Below are 17,502 nucleotides of genomic sequence, written 5' to 3'. Positions count from 1 at the left end.
TAAAAACGCTGCTGCCGTCTGCATCCGTCGTGTGGGGTGGTATTTTTAAATGTGAAAAATTACCACAATACCGGGTTTTGAGTTCATAGCTTAGGGTATAAGTCTATGATTGATCAAGAAAAATAGCTTGTATTGTGGGTCCTGAAGTCAAGTGTTGGTTGATTTGCCGATTTGTGTAAACTTTTCAGCACCGCACGCGCAGCACCGGCCTGCAGCGCTTTCAGCAAGTACACCCGTAGCAAAGCGCCATGGAGTGTTCAGCGAGCGAGAAGCCTTCTGATATAGACATCAGCCACGGAAGTAATTATTATAGTTGTGTATTTCCAATTCAGGTTGGTTTTATAGTTAATCCAAATTGCAAGTGCTAAAGGTCTTTTCAGCAGTTCCGTCCGGTATCTCCTGGTTATTTCCCAAGTTCTGCAATTTTAATAAATTAAAATTTTTTTGAGGATAGTTTTCATGGCAACTGGTACAGTTAAATGGTTTAACGAAGCCAAGGGTTTCGGTTTTATTGCTCCATCTGACGGGGGCGCTGATGTGTTTTTGCACTTTTCCGCGATTGAAGGCACTGGTTTTAAAACGGTTACGGAAGGGCAAGCGGTAACCTATGAAGTTGAGGTTGGTCCTAAAGGACCGCAGGCTTCCAAAGTCATACCCGGCTGAGAATTCCTGGTGGCCGGTAAGTGTTCACTTACCGGCCCGATCCTCAGCTTTACCTAGTCTTACCATCCTCCTTTTTCCAGATTTCTTTCTGTTTTTCATCTCGGTATAACTTTTGCACATTCCAGTGCATTGCTTTATTTCCCTTTTCTTTATTTTGGTACTACACGAGGTTTTGCGTGAAAATCAGGTTCGTCCAACAGGGCTTAGAGGAAATTCTGGATTCCTACAAAACAGATATTTCCAGAGAGCCATTTCATGAGGACAATCGCCTCAGTTGGTTGTTTGAAGCGGTTGAAGGCTTGTTTCGGGACAAACTCCCGGTAAAAAGTCGAGCTACTTTACATGTGGAAAAATACATTGGCGAACAAGAATGGGCCCGTGTTCCGGGCATACTCTTCCGAGACGAGAGAGAAACCCATACCATCCGAGAGGGGGTGTTTGTATTTCTGTTGTTGGCTGAAGATATGTCGGGGGCGTATTTAACCCTAAATCAGGGTCTGGCAACCATGATTGAGAAAAAAGGCAAGGCGTACGGCAGGGATTTGCTTGCAGAAAATGCCGCCCGATTACGGCATGATTGCGAATTGTTACAAAATTATGGATTTGAGGTGGACGGCAATATTGTTGTTAGTAAAGACATTTCGGTTGCCGATGATTTTGCGGCATCCACAATTGCGTACAAATTTTACGAAAAAAATCAGGTGCCTATTGATCTGCAAATTTTAAAAGATCTGGATGCCGTACTGAAATGTTATGACGCGTATTTGCAGCAAAAACCGGTTGTTGCACCAGTGGAGGAGTCATCAGATTTAGCTGAGGCGGAATCGGACGCCCAGGATGGGTATGGTGATGGGGAGCTATCCTCAACCCCGGAAATGGATTTTGAGTCCCTCGCGGAAAAAGAGGAGTTGGTGTTAGCTGAGCCATCCCCGCAAGAAATATTAGCCGAGGTATCAAAGGTATCAGAGGTATCAGAGGTATCAGAGGTATCAGAGGTATCAGAGGTATCAGAGGTACCAGAGGTACCAGAGGTATCCGCAGTAGAACCGGAAATACTCGACACTATTGGGCGTGAGGAGCCGGAGCCAGTTTCACTCGCGCTAAGCGACAACAAAGGCTCTTTGCAGGAAGATCCTGGTTTTACATTACAAGAGCCACAGCCGGAAACGGAACCAATGGTGGAGTCGGCCGCGATCACCGCCGATTCTCAGTTCGATCTTGGTGCGGATGTTTCCATTGAGCCTCAGGTGCCGGTTGATTCGGCTGAGCCGGAAACTGAGGTGGATCTGGTGTTGCAGGAGCCTATGCAGGCAGCCGCATCGGCCCGCTCCGCGAACCCCGGAATATGGGATGCACTGCAGGCATCACGGGCATCGCTGATGTCGCATGCAGACTCTGATGGACTCGGCGAATCTGTACCGGTGGCATCAAGTTCGGTAGTTCAAGTGGTTCGCAACCTATCGAGTCACGGACCTATGGATTCTTGGGTGGCACCTGAGGACATTGCGGACGCTCAAAATCTGATAATTTACGGACCGCCCGGCACCGGTAAAACCCACGCACTAACAACGCAGTATCTTAAGGATTATGAGGACGGGGCTCATAAACGCTATGCACTGGTGACTTTTCATCAGTCGTATAGTTATGAAGATTTCGTGGAAGGGATTCGTCCAACCAGCGGCAGCAATGGGGTGCAATACGAAGTTAAGGATGGTGTGTTCAAGGACGTTTGTCGCAGAGCCCGTCATGATCCGGCTCACCGTTATGCTGTTTTGATTGATGAAATCAATCGGGGCAATGTGGTTAAGATTCTGGGTGAATTGATTACTCTTATAGAGCAGGACAAGCGGGCAGTTTATGCTGCAGATGGCAGTTTGTCCGCTGGATTGGAAGTGGCGTTACCATACTCCGGAGAAAAATTCAGCGTACCGAAAAATGTGGACATCATCGGCACCATGAACACTGCGGATAGATCTATCGCTTTGCTGGACTCAGCATTGCGACGTCGATTCAATTTTTTGGAAATGATTCCGGATTCTTCGGTGATTCGAGGTGGTGATGGCAGTGGTGCGATAGACGACGGGGAAGGTGGCGAGATTGATTTGCGCACTTTGTTGAACGCGCTGAACAAGCGGCTGCGGTTTCTTTTACATCGCGATCAGATGTTGGGGCAGGCGTATTTTACCGATGTGAAAACGTTTGCTGATTTGAAACAGGTGTTTTTGACTCAGATCCTGCCGTTGCTGCAGGAGTACTTTTATGACGACTGGCACCGTTTGCAGTTGGTATTTAGAGATGTGGATGCAGACGGTGAAAAAATTGAACCGCAAATTGTTTGCCACGCAGTCGTCAGGGAGCAGGAAGCATTGGGTGCGGATTACAATGATTATGATGATCAAATCGAATACTGGGTGGTTCGGGAGCAGGATTTCAGTCCCGCTGCTATTCGGAAAATCTACAGTATTTAATTTGAAGCATTAAGCACCCAAATGCACAGTTTGCAGGTACGTGAAGGTGAAACTATCCTGGTGCAGGACCGACCCATAGCCGGTAAAAAAACCTTATCCACGCATCATGCGCAGGCCCTGTTGGTACATGAACACCTTTTTCCGGCTGAGGCCGTTCACTGGGGTTTTAATCGCTTATCGTTCAATCGCTGCGGGTTCTTCTATTTTGAGGGTTGTGCGGTGGAAGTTTTACCGCAGTTGGCCGGAGACAAAATTTCACAGCAAATTTCCAGAGACGTTACGATAAAGATGCTGCGAGCGGCGGGTTACTACCCCTCCCAATCGCCGGTGTACCGGCCAGCCGGGTTGCATAGCCTGAGTTTTTTTGATCGGTATATTTTCCAGTTTTGTGAGGATCTACAGTACCAGATTCGCAAAGGCATGATTCGCTCATATGTGAGTCATCACGGCGAGCTGAAGCTGCTGAAAGGGCGCTTGTTGCTGGATAAGCAATTGCAAAGCGGCCACTCGTCCGGTATGTCGGTTTGTGAGTTCGACGAGCTTAGCGTGGATAATGCCTATAATCAGCTGTTAAAACAGATGTTAACTTTGTTTCTGCATTTGGCGGTGGCGGGGCGAATACGGCGCAAAGTCACCGAGCTATTGCGTGTTTTTTCTGCAGTTTCCAACCAACCTTTAGAGTCTATTCCGTGGCAAAACCTGAATTTTGATAGACACTCAAGCCGTTATGAAACGCTTTTTGCGCATTGCCGCAGACTATTGTCTCATAGTCGGGTGGATGCGCGCAGTGGTTCTCTGAAATCACTGTGTTTTGCCTTCCATATGCATTCCTTGTTCAAGGAAACGATGACTTCCCGTCTGCGCAACAGTCGTTTGGGAAACCTTCTGGAGTTCAAGTTTAAAGGACCTAAGAAATTTTTAGCACAGGATTCGATGGGCAGTCGGGAGCATGTACCATTGCAACCGGATGTATTTGTCTCCAATAAGCAAGGGAGTTTGCTGTCATTGATTAATCTGCAGTGGGACCGGGTGCGCTCCGGTAAACGTTGGACCCACATACCGGAGCAGGACGTGGCGCCGCTACTGGCATATGCGGTGGGCTATGGCGTGAAAAGAGTGTTCCTGATTTATCCGTCCGGTTCGCAAACAGGGGCAGATAGCTTCAATATTTGTGTTAAGGGTGCCGAGGTGGATGTGGTTGTCATGTATGTCGATGTGGCCGCCGACGAACTGGAGTGCCAGTACTTTGAGGAACTATTGTACTGAAACTATCTACCACTTAGTCAGCTGCGCTGATGGAGTCCAGGGCGTTGAGGCTGAAATTGTTTTCGACAAACTCTTTGCATTCATCGCCGGGAAGAGGGGGAGAGAAATAGTATCCCTGCAAATAATCCACCCCTAACTCGAGCAGGCGATCTGCGGTTTGACTGTCTTCGACACCTTTTGCGGTTACTTTCAATTGCATGGCTCTGCCCAGTTCGATCATGGTTTTCACCATGGCCTCACCTTGTTTGGCCGGAGTATGCTTGGTTATCTGGCTGATGAAGGCACGATCAATTTTCAAAGCCTCAACATCCAATTCCTGCAACAGTGACATGGGCGAAAAACCGGTACCGAAATTATCCAATACGACGTTGAAACCCTCTGTGTGCAATTGAGTAATAATCTCTTTGGCATTGTTGGTATCCAGACAGTCTGCATCGGTGATTTCGATGATCAATTGTTCCGCCAACAGGTTATGGCTGCGGATAATTTGCCTGAGTCCTTGTTTAAAAGGACGAGAAAAAAATTCCCTGGCGGATAAGTTTACCGACAGTTTTACTTTTTGGCTCCAGTCCTGGTCTTTATAGAATTCCACCGCAGAGGTGATAATTTGCAGACCCAGGTCTTCCATCAAGCCGATATTTTCAGCCATGGGTACAAACAGGCTTGGGTCAATCCAGCCGTGGGTATGATCGTACCAGCGAGCCAGAGCCTCGATTTGACAGACCTGATTGGTTTTTGCGTCGATAACGGGTTGGAAATAAACCTTAAAACTATGGTTGTGTACGGCTGCCGAGAGTCGCGCGGTTAGGTCAATATTTAGAATACCGGATTGCGCTTCCGGAAGGGCATGAAAAATTTGTATGTTGTTGCGTCCGTTTCTTTTGGCATAATGCAGCGCTTTATCCGCTTGCATGAACAAAGTGTCTTGAGTCACTGCGTCGTCAGGAAATACCGCGGCACCAATACTTAAAGTGGTGTTGACATCCTGTTCCGGTACTCTGTTTTCTGCTGCTGCCTGCAGGATTTTATTGCCGATATAATGTATTTCAGCTGCGGACTTCAGGTCCGGGAGTAACAAAGCGAATTCATCTCCGCCCCAGCGGCATAAGGTATCGTATGAGCGAATATTTTCTTTGATGGTTTTTGCCATCGTGACCAGAAGCTGATCCCCAACCTTGTGGCTGTACACATCATTCACATGTTTAAAGGCGTCCAGATCGATAATCATTAAACCGACTTTCTCATCACTGCGTAAGGCTCGAGTCAGGGCCAGTCGTACGCGGTCCTCCATTAAGTTTCGGTTGGGTAGTTTGGTGAGAGGGTCATGAATTGCCATGGCGCGTATTTGTGCCATTTCGCTTCGAAATCCAAGGCTTTGCAGCAATTTTCCTGTCAGGCAAAACCCTGTAAATCCCGATTGAAATAGACTCACACCCAAAACAATCAAGAATCCCAGCGCCGGCAATTGCCATTCCGGACGCAACACAGCAATGGCGCCGGCGAGTATTACCAAAATACCGGCGATTACGCGAATGCTTGGTTCAATATAGGGTCTGTGACTCATGCGTATGTGGAATGGTTGTTACTGGGACTCAATACCTATCGACCCGTCAGAGCGATTCTTTTGCTTTACGTTATTAGGGTTTGGAAAAAGTTTATATTCGATAATTATAAGAGGTGAGTCAGTAGAATCCGCTTTGAAGCGGTTCAATGTTGATTTATTCGGGTTAAAGATTACAGTTAAGCGGAGCTTGCTGGATTCTGGCGATAGGGTTTAGCGGTAAATCAATGGAGATAGCGTTGGAAACACAAAGCTGTACCTTTAGTTATGCAGACCGGGAACTGGTAATTCAAGTGGGGGATTTGTTAAGCGCCCAATCTGATGTGATTGTATGTTCCAACCAGGGCGATTTAGCTTCTGATCGCGGAATAGCCGCGGTCGTATCAGAGGCGGCCGGTATCGGGATTCAAGTGGAGCTGCAGCAACTGATACGGGAGTATGGTGAATTTTTGTCAGGTATGGCCACTTTTACCAGCGCGGGGTATTTACCGTTCAAGGGATTGATTCACGCTATCAGCCCTACCATGGGTAGTGGTGATGAGCGTCGTGACATAGAACAGGCAGTGACCAACAGCCTGTTATTGTGTGAGGCGAACAATTGGGCCACTATTGCCTTTCCCGCATTGGGCACTGGTGGGCGAGAAATTCCCGCCGGCTTGAGTTCTCAGGCAATGATTAGGGCTATTCTCCGATTCTGGGATGCCCGTATGGACAGTTTGGTTGAACGCGTTTCTATTTATGTACGTGATGCCTGTTTTGAAGCCTTTATTTCCAGTGTTAAAGCAGAAAACGCCGGTCCATTTGCCTCTTTGGCAGGGTTGCCGGTTGCTGGGATTGCTGCACCCGGTTCTCACAACACTGCAGAAGGTTCTATTGAGGACGTGGAAGTGGGGGAGTTGGAACTGAACGATGATGATATTACCGGTTTGGATAATGATGAATTCTCCGATTGGTTTAAATAAACAGAGGCGAAACAACAATGGACGAAACGAACGACGAAATCAGGAAGTTAAAGTTGGAAGCTGCCGTATTTAGAGGCTTGGTAGGCCATTTACAACAGCGTACGGATGTACAAAATATTGACTTGATGAATTTGTCCGGGTTTTGCCGTAATTGTTTGGCAAAGTGGTATTTAAGTGCTGCCAAGGAAATAGGGATCGATATGGATTACGATGCCGCCAGGGAAGTGATATACGGTATGCCGTTTGATGAATGGAAAGCCAAATATCAAGAACCGGCTTCAGAGGAACAGATGCAACGGTTTGAATCGACCAAACCCCTGCATGCCAAAATCAGTGGCCATAATTGAACGGCGTAGACTGCATGAAAACAATAGAAATTATAGGGTTAAGTGGTTTGGAATCGGTTAAAGATATTGATGTGGTGAACGAAAATATATTTAAACCATAATCAATAGTTAGGGCCTGGGTTTATATGGTCGTAAGCTCCACCTCTTTTTTCAACAACCTTCGGTTTCGTTTGATACTGTCCTATCAGTTATTGGTGCTGGTCTTTGTGAGCGCAATAAGCACGTTTGTGTACTGGCATGAACGCACCCAGCAAATCGTAACCACACAGCAGATACTGCAAGGCATTGCTAACGTAAAACAACGTGCACTTAGCTATCGGATGCAGGAGGAGCAACGTCTGGTTTTGCATTTTTCGCAAATGCCGGTTATTCGAGATCCGGCTTTGGTTTTGCTGAACCCTGCGCTGTCACGTGTTCAACGGCAACAGACTGGTGAAATCTTACAAAAAGGCTTGGCGCCCATTCTTCATGACGCCAGTAATGTCACTTACGTTACTGTTATGGACGCGATGATGGAACAGACGGTGTACAGTTTTCCCCCAGGGCAGCATCACTCGGGCCCTCTATCGGAATCATTGGTGTTGAGCTATTCCCCGGAAACCGAAAAGGTGGAGTTAAAGATAAGCGCTGCGCTATCGCAGCACGGTTCCAGGGTTGGGACGCTGGTGTTTTCACTTCGATCGGAGTTTTTACAGCAGATATTATATGATCTGGCCGGTTTTGGGTCTTCGACACAAACGTATTTGCTGGATTCCAATAATCGTATAGTCGCCGGTGCGGCCCAGCGAGACTCTAATTCGCAGATCGTATCACAGCCATATCGGGAGCTACACCAAACAGAAACGGGAGCAAGAATCTATCGTAATTACCACGGAGATAAAGTATTGGGATATTCCCGCGAAATTTCCGATATTGGTATGACCCTGGTTGCAGAATTGAACTGGGACGAAGTGATGCAGCCATTGACACAGGTGGCATGGTGGATCATCAGTTTTACGGTATTGATTGTGTTGTTGGCATTGGCAATAGGGATGGTATTGGCGCGACAGATAACCAAACCCATACTGGCAGTGGCTAACACAGCCGAAAAAATAGCTAAGGGAGATTTGGCCTTGCGAGTGGAACAAGCCAATTTCGAGGAATTGCATACCTTATCCGGTAGTTTTAACCATATGGCGGATACCTTACAAGCCACACTACAGGAAAAAGATTTAATAAACCGTGAAACGGAAAGTGTGAACGCCAAGTTACTGGCAGCCACCAGTGCCAAAAACATTTTTCTGGCGAATATGAGTCATGAGTTGCGTACGCCACTCAATGCCATTATCGGTTACAGTGAACTGTTGCGCGAAGAAGCCGAATCGAATCAACTACAGGGGCTGGTGGAGGACTTTGGCAAAATACAGTCGGCCGGGCATCATTTGTTGACATTGATCAACGATATTTTGGATGTGGCTAAAATCGAAGAAGGAAAAATCGAGCTGCACTATGAGGAGTTTCTGGTGCCCGAGTTAGTCGGCAGTCTCGAATCAGTGACTCAATTGTTGGTCAAACAGAATAATAATACGTTAATTGTTTCCTGCGCCCCGGAGCTGAACCTGATACAGGCTGATGTGACGCGTTTAAAGCAAGCGCTGATAAACTTGCTCAGCAATGCCGCCAAGTTTACCCGGGATGGAACGATAACACTCACTGTGTACAAATGTCTTGATGCCGACGGTGAATGGGCGGTGTTCTCCGTTCGCGATACGGGGGTGGGCATTGATTCGGACAAGTTGGATAGGGTATTTGAACGGTTTTCCCAGGCCGACAGTTCCACCACTAAGCAATTTGGCGGCACAGGGCTTGGTCTTACCTTGGCGAAACAATTTGTGGAGTTAATGCAAGGGACCCTCACGGTGAACAGCGTGGCAGGATTTGGTTCAGAGTTTACGATTAGCATACCCACAACTCCGCTGGTAACGCCAAAGCAGAATGCCAGGGGCTAGGTATTATTTTTCTCTTGTTCTTCCGTTTTGCCAGATTTACGCCTTGCGTCAATTGCTACGCTTTCCCCGAATTTGGTCCATACTTATAGATCAGATGGTCGTGTTTCAATACCAGTCGGCCTGTCTCGAACCGCTGGACAATAGAGATCGACGTATCGAAGAACGCTCAGCGTAAGGAATAACATACCGATGGACAACGGTTTCTTACCCCGCTCGCATTTTCAAACCTTGATTGATCAGGTGCTCAAACAAGGTTACCGGCTGTTTGGGCCCCAAGTCGAAAATGGCGCTATTGTCTTTAAGCCGCTGCAATCCGTGCGGCAGCTACCGCAAGGGTGGCAATTACAACAATCCCCGGGTTCCTATGTATTGACCAAAACAGATAACAATCAATGGTTTGACTGGACCTTGGGGCCGCAGGGGTTAAAACCGCTGCTGTTCCAGTCCCGAGAAGTGTTATGGACGGTAAAAAAGGATGCACACGGGCGGTTGCATTTTGACTCGGACTCGGAAAAGTCACCGGAGCCGGCAATGGCGGTATTAGGTGTCCGGGCCTGCGATGTGGCGGCTTTGCAGTTACAGGATGCACACTTTCTGCGGAATGGGAACAACGATTCCGCTTATGCCCAGCGTCGCCAGGGGCTATTACTGTTGGCATTGAATTGCGGTTGCAGTTCTCCTACTTGTTTTTGTGCGTCCAGCGGTGACGGACCCCAGGTGGCGGACCATGTGGATATCCAGTTAACGGAATTGGAGCAGGGGTTTGTCGTGCGCGCCGGGAGTGAGGCAGGGGATGCGGTTTTACGGGGTATATCACAATGGACGCAAGCAGTAACATCACAGCAAGCGCAACAAGCATTAGAGCGTATTCGTTTTGCCGGCGCGAGCCAATCCCGGTTGATGCCGAGCCTAGGGGAGCAGATTAGCGATCGACTGTTGGATAGCGCTTGTTGGGATGAAGTTGCGGAACGCTGCCTCGCTTGTGGTAACTGTACGTCGGTTTGTCCCACGTGCTTCTGTTATGACGTGCAAGAGGATTTTCACAGTCCTTCTGATACGGTGTTGCATTATCGTCAATGGAGCTCCTGCTTCACCCTGGATCACAGCTATATGCACGGTTTGAACGTGCGGTCCAATACGAGTCTGCAGTATCGACAGTGGTTTGTGCACAAATTGGTTAGTTGGAAACAGCAATATGGGCGCAGTGGTTGTGTGGGTTGCGGCCGTTGTATCAGTTGGTGTCCGGTGGGTATCGATATTACGCAAACAGCAAGTGACATTCACAATGAGCTGCAGTCCTGAGCAGAGTTTGCCTAAAACGGCGGAGGTGCTGGAGCGCATCCAGGAAACCCATTCGGTCTTCACTTTGCGTTTGGCATTTGTGGATTCCGCCTGTCGTGACCAATACGATTTCAAGCCTGGCCAGTTTAATATGCTGTATTTATACGGCGCGGGCGAAGTGCCCATATCCATCGTTTCAGACCCGAAAGATCCCTATGTGTTGGATCACACTATTCGCGCCGTCGGTCGCGTGACTCGCGGCTTGGCGGGTTTGCAGCATGGGGATACCATCGGCATTCGCGGTCCTTATGGTCAGGGTTGGCCTCTGCAAGAGGCTAAGGGTAGGGATGTGTTGGTGATTACCGGCGGCTTAGGGTGTGCGCCTGTTGTGTCGGTGATTAATTACATCACTAAACGTCGCTCCGAGTATGGGCGTTTAAGTATTCTACAAGGTGTAAAATTGCCTAAAGATTTGATATGGCGGGAACGCTATGCGCAGTGGCTGCAACTGCCAGACACTCAAGTGTTGCTGGCGGCAGACAAAGGTGCTCCCGATTGGCCTTGGCATGTCGGCTTGGTCACCGAGTTGTTTGATCAAGTAGAGTTTCATCAGGATACTATGGTGATGATGTGTGGTCCTGAGATCATGATGCAGGTGTGTTTGCGTGAGCTTCTGGGGAGACGAGTAGGAGAGCAGAACATTTACTTGAGCATGGAGCGTAATATGAAGTGTGCTGTGGGTCACTGCGGACGATGTCAATACGGTTCCAAGTTTATCTGTAAGGATGGTCCGGTTTTTTCCTATGTGGATATTAAACCTTATTTTGCTCGGCGGGGGTTTTAAGTGGCCAGGTCCCGCTTGACGGTTGCAGTACACAAATTTACGTCCTGCGATGGCTGTCAACTGGCTTTGTTGAATATGGGGCCTGCCCTGCTACAGCTGGCAGAACAAGTGGATTTTGTGCATTTCCCTGAAGCCGGACCCATTGCACCGGAGCGGCAGGTGGATCTGGCCTTGGTGGAAGGTAGCATCTCTACCATTGAAGAAGTTTCGCGTATTCAGGCTGTCCGCAAGCAATGTCGATACCTGGTCACGATTGGCTCCTGTGCCACCAGCGGCGGCATTCAGGCCTTACGCCATGGTCATGATATTCAGCAATGGATGCAGGACATTTATGCGTCCGCAACAGTGATCAACGCGCTGCAACGCTCCACGGCCATCTCCGATCATGTCAGTGTGGATTGGCAATTGTGGGGTTGCCCTATTAATCAACGCCAGATTTCTCAGTTGCTGCACGCCATGATGTGTGGCGTTACCCCGGTGGATTATGCAGAGAAACTTTGTTTGGAATGCAAGCGTCAACAAAACGTTTGTATTATGGTGACTCAGGGTGAACCCTGTATGGGGGGGGTGACCCGAACCGGGTGCGGTGCCCTGTGTCCCCAGTTTGGTCGTGCCTGCTATGCCTGTTACGGGCCCGCGGAAAACAGCAATTCCCAGGCGTTAGTGAATCGTTTTGAGGGGCTTGGTTTAGTGTCACCGGAAATTGCGCAACGGTTTCAAGTGATAACATCCCAGGCTCCGGAATTTGTTACGGTGGCCGAATCACTGCGGCGCACCGGTGGGTAAGACTTGATGGTCAGGAAAAAAACCAACCGAATCAGCGTACCTTTACTGGCGAGAGTGGAAGGAGAGGGCGCTTTGGATATCAGTATTGACGCCGGTAAGATCACTGATTTGCAGCTGCGTATATTTGAACCACCGCGTTTTTTTGAAAAGTTGCTACAAGGGCGTCACTGTCGCGATGTGCCGGATATGGTGACGCGTATCTGTGGTATTTGTCCGGTGGCGTATCAGATGAGCGCCGTACAAGCATTGGAGTCACTGTTTCAGGTGGATGTGGGACAATGGGTGCTGGATATGCGGCGGGCATACTATTGTGGTGAGTGGCTGGAGAGCCACAGTCTGCACATTCATTTACTGGCGTTACCGGATTTTCTTGGTTATAGCAGTGGTCCGGCGTTAGCCGTGGACTATCCGGAGGAAGTGAATCGCGGTTTACGCTTGCAAGCCGTCGGAAATAACTTAATTCGTTTATTTGGTGCCCGTTCCGTTAATCCGGTGGGAGTGAGAATCGGTGGCTTCTATAAGGCACCGAGTGTGGCAGCGGTTGATGAAATTCTACAACAATTGGAACAAGCGCAAGAGGATGCAGTCGCATTGCTGCACTGGTGTGGCACCTTGCCTTTGCCTGCGATTGACTACAGCGTATTTGGCGGTAATGACCAGACCCGTTTTGATTATGTATCGGTGTTGGAGTCCCTCGGTGGCGATGAAGAACCCGGTACTTATCCCATGATGGGTACGGAACTGTGTAGCGGTCAGGGTTTACGGTTGCCAGTGGAGGAATTTGAACAGTACTTCCATGAACACGCCGTACCTCATTCCACGGCCTTACATTGTCTATTTCAGGGGCAGCCTTACCTGGTAGGCCCTTTGGCTCGGCTGAATCTGTTCCATCACTCTATGCAATTACCTGTGGATATCCGTTCCATGATGACATTGCCCAGTCAAAACAGTTACCACAGTTTGTTGGCGCGGGCAGCGGAAATTGTTTTTGCGGTACAGGAGGCCAAGCGTTTGCTGCAATCCTATACGATACCTGATTTTTCCTATGTTGATTACCAAGTTAAACCGGGGGTGGGGTACGGTTGTACTGAAGCGCCACGAGGTTTGTTGTGGCATCGCTACGAAGTTGCTGAGGACGGTACCATTGTCAGTGCCCGCATTGTACCACCCACCAGCCAAAACCAGGCCCAAATAGAAAAAGATCTACGTGAGAGTTTGGAGATTTTCGGTTTAAGCGACGACCGGGAGATCAAGAGCCGCGCTGAGCAGATCATTCGCAACTACGATCCCTGTATTTCCTGCGCTACCCACTTTCTGGATTTGTCGGTGCAACGGCAATGATGTCTGGCATGGGAATAGGCGGGATGGGAGTATAAGCGCCAGTGGAACTCAAAGCGGATAAGGCGCACAGAGTGGTGGTGGGCATGGGGTCGCCTCATGGTGATGATCGCTTGGGTTGGATGGTATTGGAGTATGCGCAAAGGCTTTTTACCGAATCTTCACAGCAACAGTTGCACCCACAGCCACAAGCGTCGGTACAGTTTATTTACAGCGACCGTTCCGTGTTTGATTGGATAGCGCAAATTCGGTCCAACACGGTGGCCTGCTTTTTTGTGGATGCAGTCCTAAGCGGTGCCGCAGTGGGGACGCTGCATTGTCTGGACTTGCAGCGGGAGCTACCTGGATTGGGTTTGGGCTTAACCGGTCCGGCGTTTACCGGTTTTTCCAGTCACGGTTTTTCCCTGTTTGATGCCGTTACCATGGCACGCGCCCTGGGACGTTTACCACCTAAGAATAAGGTATTGGGCATCGAGCTCGGTCAGTGGCAGGCAGGTCAGTCTCCGGGACCGACAGTGTTGCGTTCCATACCTTCCTGCGCCGCCTTGTTATGCCGGGAACTGCAAGCGTGTGAAAATAATAATGCCATAACCAATTGATAAATAAAAAGTTAAGTTTTGCTGTGTCTGATAGGTATACAGTGGCTATAATATGTTGGACACACTTGGCCGAAATAGTGATAAGGTAGAATGTGCCGCGGGATCGATGGAGGAACATAGCTTGAGCAAGTTCAGTGAAATCAAAAAAATAGGCAAGATTAAGTTGTATGCAAAGAAATTGCCTTATAACTTAAAAAAGCGCTTCGGTAAAAAGGCAAGCTATTCGCAAATGGAAGTGGATCAGGCTTTGGCTGATAACTTTGTGGATACCGTGGTACACAGTGCTTATGCCTACGCCATGTTTTGTAATCACAGCGAATTTCAACGTATCTGCAAAGAGCAACAATTTGGTGATGACTACAACGCCATGCGTTTGGAAATTGCCGAAATTTGTTTTCGCCGTCCCACGGAATTTGTTGTTGACGATATTATGGAATATTCATCAGGTGACTGGGCTTTTGATACTCAAGAACTGGATGACGTGGCGGTGTAACCCGCAAACACAAACCTAGGCCCGCACATACCCCAATACCGTGACTTTAACCGCTAAGTCCTTGGATTCTCAGTTCGCCGCGATTGAGCCAATATTTCAGAGCCATATTCAAGCTGCTCGCCGGAACCAGCATCGTTTACCCCTTGTATTGCATGGACCGGCATCCTGGTGCCGGGCTTTGGCACAGCAGTTGTTGCAGCGTTTTGCTGCAGACTCGTGTCTGTGGCTCAGCGATTGGCCGCAGGCTCCGGGCTTGGCGATGGACAAAGCCACTCAAGTTTTAGGTTTGGAGTATGATGCCATTGTGTTTGACGGTCATTGCGGTTTAGATCCGGATGCGCTTGGAGCCGTTTCCGGAGCTGTGCGTGGCGGCGGTGTATTGTTGTTATTGCTACCCGAGCTTGAGGCGTTGGAAGCATTTGATGATCCTTTCGCAAACCGCATGGCCATTTGGCCCTATTCGGGCAGGCAAATGCAGAGACGGTTTGTACGGCGCCTGCGTTTGCTGCTACAGCGGTCTAAAAGTGTATTGCTGATGGGGCCCAATACCACTGCACTGCAATTACCACTACCCACTCCTTTGGATTTACCTAAAGCACAGGACTGGCAAAACCCGGAGAAACCGGGCCATTGCGCAACCCCGGATCAACTTGCTGCCGTAGAGGCCGTATTGCATGTGCTGGAAGGACATCGGCGTCGGCCTCTGGTGGTCACCTCAGACCGGGGCCGGGGTAAATCCGCCGCATTGGGGATTGCTGCAGCGCAGTTTTTAGCAAGGGGTGATGGCCGCATATTGATTACCGCCCCCAGCCTGGCCACAGCGCAACCGGCGTTTAAGCATGCCCGGCAGCTGTTGCCGCAAGCGCAGTTTGAAAACGGGGTGTTACGTTACGATAAGGCGGTGCTGGAGTTTATGGCACCGGATGTTTTGATCCGTACTAAATACACTGCACGATTGGTTTTGGTAGACGAAGCAGCGGCGATACCCGTGCCTATTTTAGAGCACATATTACGCAACTATAGCCGCGTGGTTTATTGCTCAACCATACACGGCTACGAAGGTACGGGCAGGGGCTTTGCGGTGCGGTTCCATGCGGTGTTGGATCAATTGACTCCGGGATGGCAACACTTACGGTTGGAAACACCAATACGTTGGTCTAACAACGACCCGTTGGAATCTTTCATTTTTGAACTCTTGCTGCTCAATGCCACACCGGCACCGGAAGCGAATATTGCTGCAGCGCATCCGCACGCGTGTAGCTTTGAACAATTACAACGGGATCAACTGTTGCAGGATGAGCCCCGGCTCAAGGAGTTGTTCGGTCTGTTGGTGATCGCTCATTACCAGACTCAGGCAAAAGATTTGCGCTATCTATTGGATGGCAAAGATTTACGTTTGTATACCTTGAGCTTCTCCGGGCACATCGTCGCCACCGCGTTTATCGAGCAGGAAGGCGGTTTGGATGCAACAACCTGCCAACAGGTTTACCAAAACCGGCGCCGGGTGCGCGGTCATTGGTTGCCGCAGACCTTGGAAACTTTTGTTGGTTTGGAGGGTGCAGCGCAACTGCGGTACCGGCGCATTGTAAGAATTGCGGTCCATCCGTCTTTACAGCGTCGCGGTTTGGCTTCCTTGTTATTGCAAAACATGTTGGACCAGGCTCGCCGGGAGGGGGTGGATGGGGTGGGTGCAACATTTGGTGCCACAGCGGATTTGTTGGCGTTTTGGCGTAAGAATAATTTCTATCCGGTGCACATAGGCATAAAACGCAATGCCAGCAGCGGTACCCAGGCGGTGACATTAATGCAAGCAATTTCCGCTTCAGGCGAACAGATCAGCCGTCAGGCCGAAAGTAAATTGGCCTCGCAGTTTCCATTTATGCTGGCTGAGACTTTTGCACAGTTGGATCGTCATTTGGTATTGGAATGTTTGAAAATTTTGCCCATAGAATCCGTTGGTCTACCCGCTTGGGAATTGGCGGATTTGCAATCCTTTGCTTTTCAGTTGCGCGGTTATGAATTAACAGCCCCATCGATTTGGAAGCTGACTCTTAACCATTTCACTGTTGGAGCGAACACATTGCAACAGAGCGCTTTACCGTCCGGCCCATTAAGTCCTTTGCAGCAAGACTTGTTGCTAAGCAAAGTTCTGCAAAGACACGATTGGGAAACCGTAGTGCAAGCCTTGCAACTGCAGGGGAAGTCGCAAGCGGTTAAGGAGTTACGGGCAGCGGTGGCAGGGATGTTGCAGCCCTATACCTGATATGGGGTGAGGCTTTGGCGTAAGAGTGAGCAGTGCAAGGCGGATGCAGCGACCGGAATTAGCTGCTATAGTGTGGCCTTAGCTATATTAAGACTCTGTTGAAAGGGGAGTTTTTTTGAAACTAAACAGGAAGTTTTGCTGATGGTGATGTGGGTAGCCATGCTGATCGCAGTGGTGATTTTATTAGTGGCTGGGGTCGTATTGAACATCAGTGCCATAGGCATCGTCAAAGATTCTCAAATTCATACTTCGGAACAAAAGCAGTTATACACCAGGGTTATTTGGGCAGTTCCCATTTTCGGGGTTATTTACGTTATGTTGGCGATTCGCCGCGATATCGCGAAGAGCCAGGCTAAAGTTAAAGATGAAATTGTTTCGGCACTGAAAAGTATTAACGATAATCTGGATAATCTGGAAGCCGGTTTAAGGAACAAAATTGACGATAAAACACTGCACTAGTGCTCCGTAATCAATTTTTCGTCCAGCTGGGTTTACTCTGTGTAATTGCTTTCATGGAAGCCGTTTAAGGTGTGGGCAGGAGTGGACGAATTTCCCCGGATTCTGCACATCTAAAGATAAACTTCCCCCGGGTGATTTTCGGCAAATGTGAACCATTTCTCATGTCCAGCCCCTCCTGTGCCGA

15 protein-coding genes are annotated in these 17,502 nt (G+C 49.0%); 14 read left to right on the top strand and 1 reads right to left on the bottom strand.

Annotation, left to right across the window (positions count from 1 at the left end; genetic code table 11):
- Nucleotides 1–459 precede the first annotated feature (459 nt).
- From OEY58_01620 to OEY58_01610, 3 genes are all read left to right on the top strand, one after another.
- Entirely contained in the window at nucleotides 460–663 is a 204-nt protein-coding gene (locus OEY58_01620; protein MDH5324143.1) for a cold-shock protein, read from the top strand.
- A gap of 176 nt (nucleotides 664–839) precedes the next feature.
- Nucleotides 840–3,131, top strand: coding sequence for a DUF3578 domain-containing protein (locus tag OEY58_01615; GenBank protein MDH5324142.1), 2,292 nt, complete (start codon nucleotides 840–842; stop codon nucleotides 3,129–3,131).
- Nucleotides 3,132–3,152: 21 nt separating this feature from the next.
- The gene (locus OEY58_01610) at nucleotides 3,153–4,397 is read left to right on the top strand and encodes an McrC family protein (protein ID MDH5324141.1); all 1,245 of its coding nucleotides are present in this window, start codon (nucleotides 3,153–3,155) and stop codon (nucleotides 4,395–4,397) included.
- Nucleotides 4,398–4,410: 13 nt separating this feature from the next.
- Here OEY58_01610 and OEY58_01605 read toward each other — a convergent pair whose 3' ends face one another.
- Nucleotides 4,411–5,961 (bottom strand): EAL domain-containing protein, encoded by a 1,551-nt coding sequence (locus tag OEY58_01605; GenBank protein MDH5324140.1) that lies wholly within the window; start codon nucleotides 5,959–5,961, stop codon nucleotides 4,411–4,413.
- A 224-nt stretch (nucleotides 5,962–6,185) separates the two neighbouring features.
- Between OEY58_01605 and OEY58_01600 the strand changes: the two genes are divergently transcribed.
- The 11 genes from OEY58_01600 to OEY58_01550 all read left to right on the top strand — a co-directional run bounded on the left by OEY58_01600 (nucleotide 6,186) and on the right by OEY58_01550 (nucleotide 17,318).
- Nucleotides 6,186–6,920, top strand: coding sequence for a macro domain-containing protein (locus tag OEY58_01600; protein ID MDH5324139.1), 735 nt, complete (start codon nucleotides 6,186–6,188; stop codon nucleotides 6,918–6,920).
- A gap of 17 nt (nucleotides 6,921–6,937) precedes the next feature.
- Nucleotides 6,938–7,267 carry a DUF1244 domain-containing protein gene (locus OEY58_01595; protein ID MDH5324138.1) on the top strand — a complete coding sequence of 110 codons (330 nt, stop codon included), beginning with the start codon at nucleotides 6,938–6,940 and terminating at the stop codon, nucleotides 7,265–7,267.
- Between the two features lie 206 nt (nucleotides 7,268–7,473).
- The gene (locus OEY58_01590; GenBank protein ID MDH5324137.1) at nucleotides 7,474–9,255 is read left to right on the top strand and encodes a sensor histidine kinase; all 1,782 of its coding nucleotides are present in this window, start codon (nucleotides 7,474–7,476) and stop codon (nucleotides 9,253–9,255) included.
- 189 nt (nucleotides 9,256–9,444) lie between these two features.
- Nucleotides 9,445–10,557 carry a 4Fe-4S dicluster domain-containing protein gene (locus tag OEY58_01585; protein MDH5324136.1) on the top strand — a complete coding sequence of 371 codons (1,113 nt, stop codon included), beginning with the start codon at nucleotides 9,445–9,447 and terminating at the stop codon, nucleotides 10,555–10,557.
- Entirely contained in the window at nucleotides 10,541–11,380 is an 840-nt protein-coding gene (locus tag OEY58_01580; protein MDH5324135.1) for an FAD/NAD(P)-binding protein, read from the top strand. The genes OEY58_01585 and OEY58_01580 overlap by 17 nt, the downstream gene beginning before the upstream one ends.
- Nucleotides 11,381–12,166 carry a sulfhydrogenase subunit delta gene (locus OEY58_01575; GenBank protein MDH5324134.1) on the top strand — a complete coding sequence of 262 codons (786 nt, stop codon included), beginning with the start codon at nucleotides 11,381–11,383 and terminating at the stop codon, nucleotides 12,164–12,166.
- 6 nt (nucleotides 12,167–12,172) lie between these two features.
- Nucleotides 12,173–13,507, top strand: coding sequence for a nickel-dependent hydrogenase large subunit (locus OEY58_01570; GenBank protein MDH5324133.1), 1,335 nt, complete (start codon nucleotides 12,173–12,175; stop codon nucleotides 13,505–13,507).
- 41 nt (nucleotides 13,508–13,548) lie between these two features.
- Nucleotides 13,549–14,103 (top strand): hypothetical protein, encoded by a 555-nt coding sequence (locus tag OEY58_01565; protein MDH5324132.1) that lies wholly within the window; start codon nucleotides 13,549–13,551, stop codon nucleotides 14,101–14,103.
- Between the two features lie 121 nt (nucleotides 14,104–14,224).
- Nucleotides 14,225–14,596 carry a hypothetical protein gene (locus tag OEY58_01560; protein ID MDH5324131.1) on the top strand — a complete coding sequence of 124 codons (372 nt, stop codon included), beginning with the start codon at nucleotides 14,225–14,227 and terminating at the stop codon, nucleotides 14,594–14,596.
- A 40-nt stretch (nucleotides 14,597–14,636) separates the two neighbouring features.
- Nucleotides 14,637–16,859 carry a GNAT family N-acetyltransferase gene (locus tag OEY58_01555; protein ID MDH5324130.1) on the top strand — a complete coding sequence of 741 codons (2,223 nt, stop codon included), beginning with the start codon at nucleotides 14,637–14,639 and terminating at the stop codon, nucleotides 16,857–16,859.
- Nucleotides 16,860–17,000: 141 nt separating this feature from the next.
- Nucleotides 17,001–17,318 (top strand): hypothetical protein, encoded by a 318-nt coding sequence (locus tag OEY58_01550; GenBank protein ID MDH5324129.1) that lies wholly within the window; start codon nucleotides 17,001–17,003, stop codon nucleotides 17,316–17,318.
- Nucleotides 17,319–17,502: the final 184 nt, after the last annotated feature.

Source organism: Gammaproteobacteria bacterium, from assembly GCA_029882975.1.
In the GTDB taxonomy this organism is placed as follows: domain Bacteria; phylum Pseudomonadota; class Gammaproteobacteria; order SZUA-152; family SZUA-152; genus JAJDNG01.
This window is presented reverse-complemented; position numbering and strand designations above follow the sequence as displayed.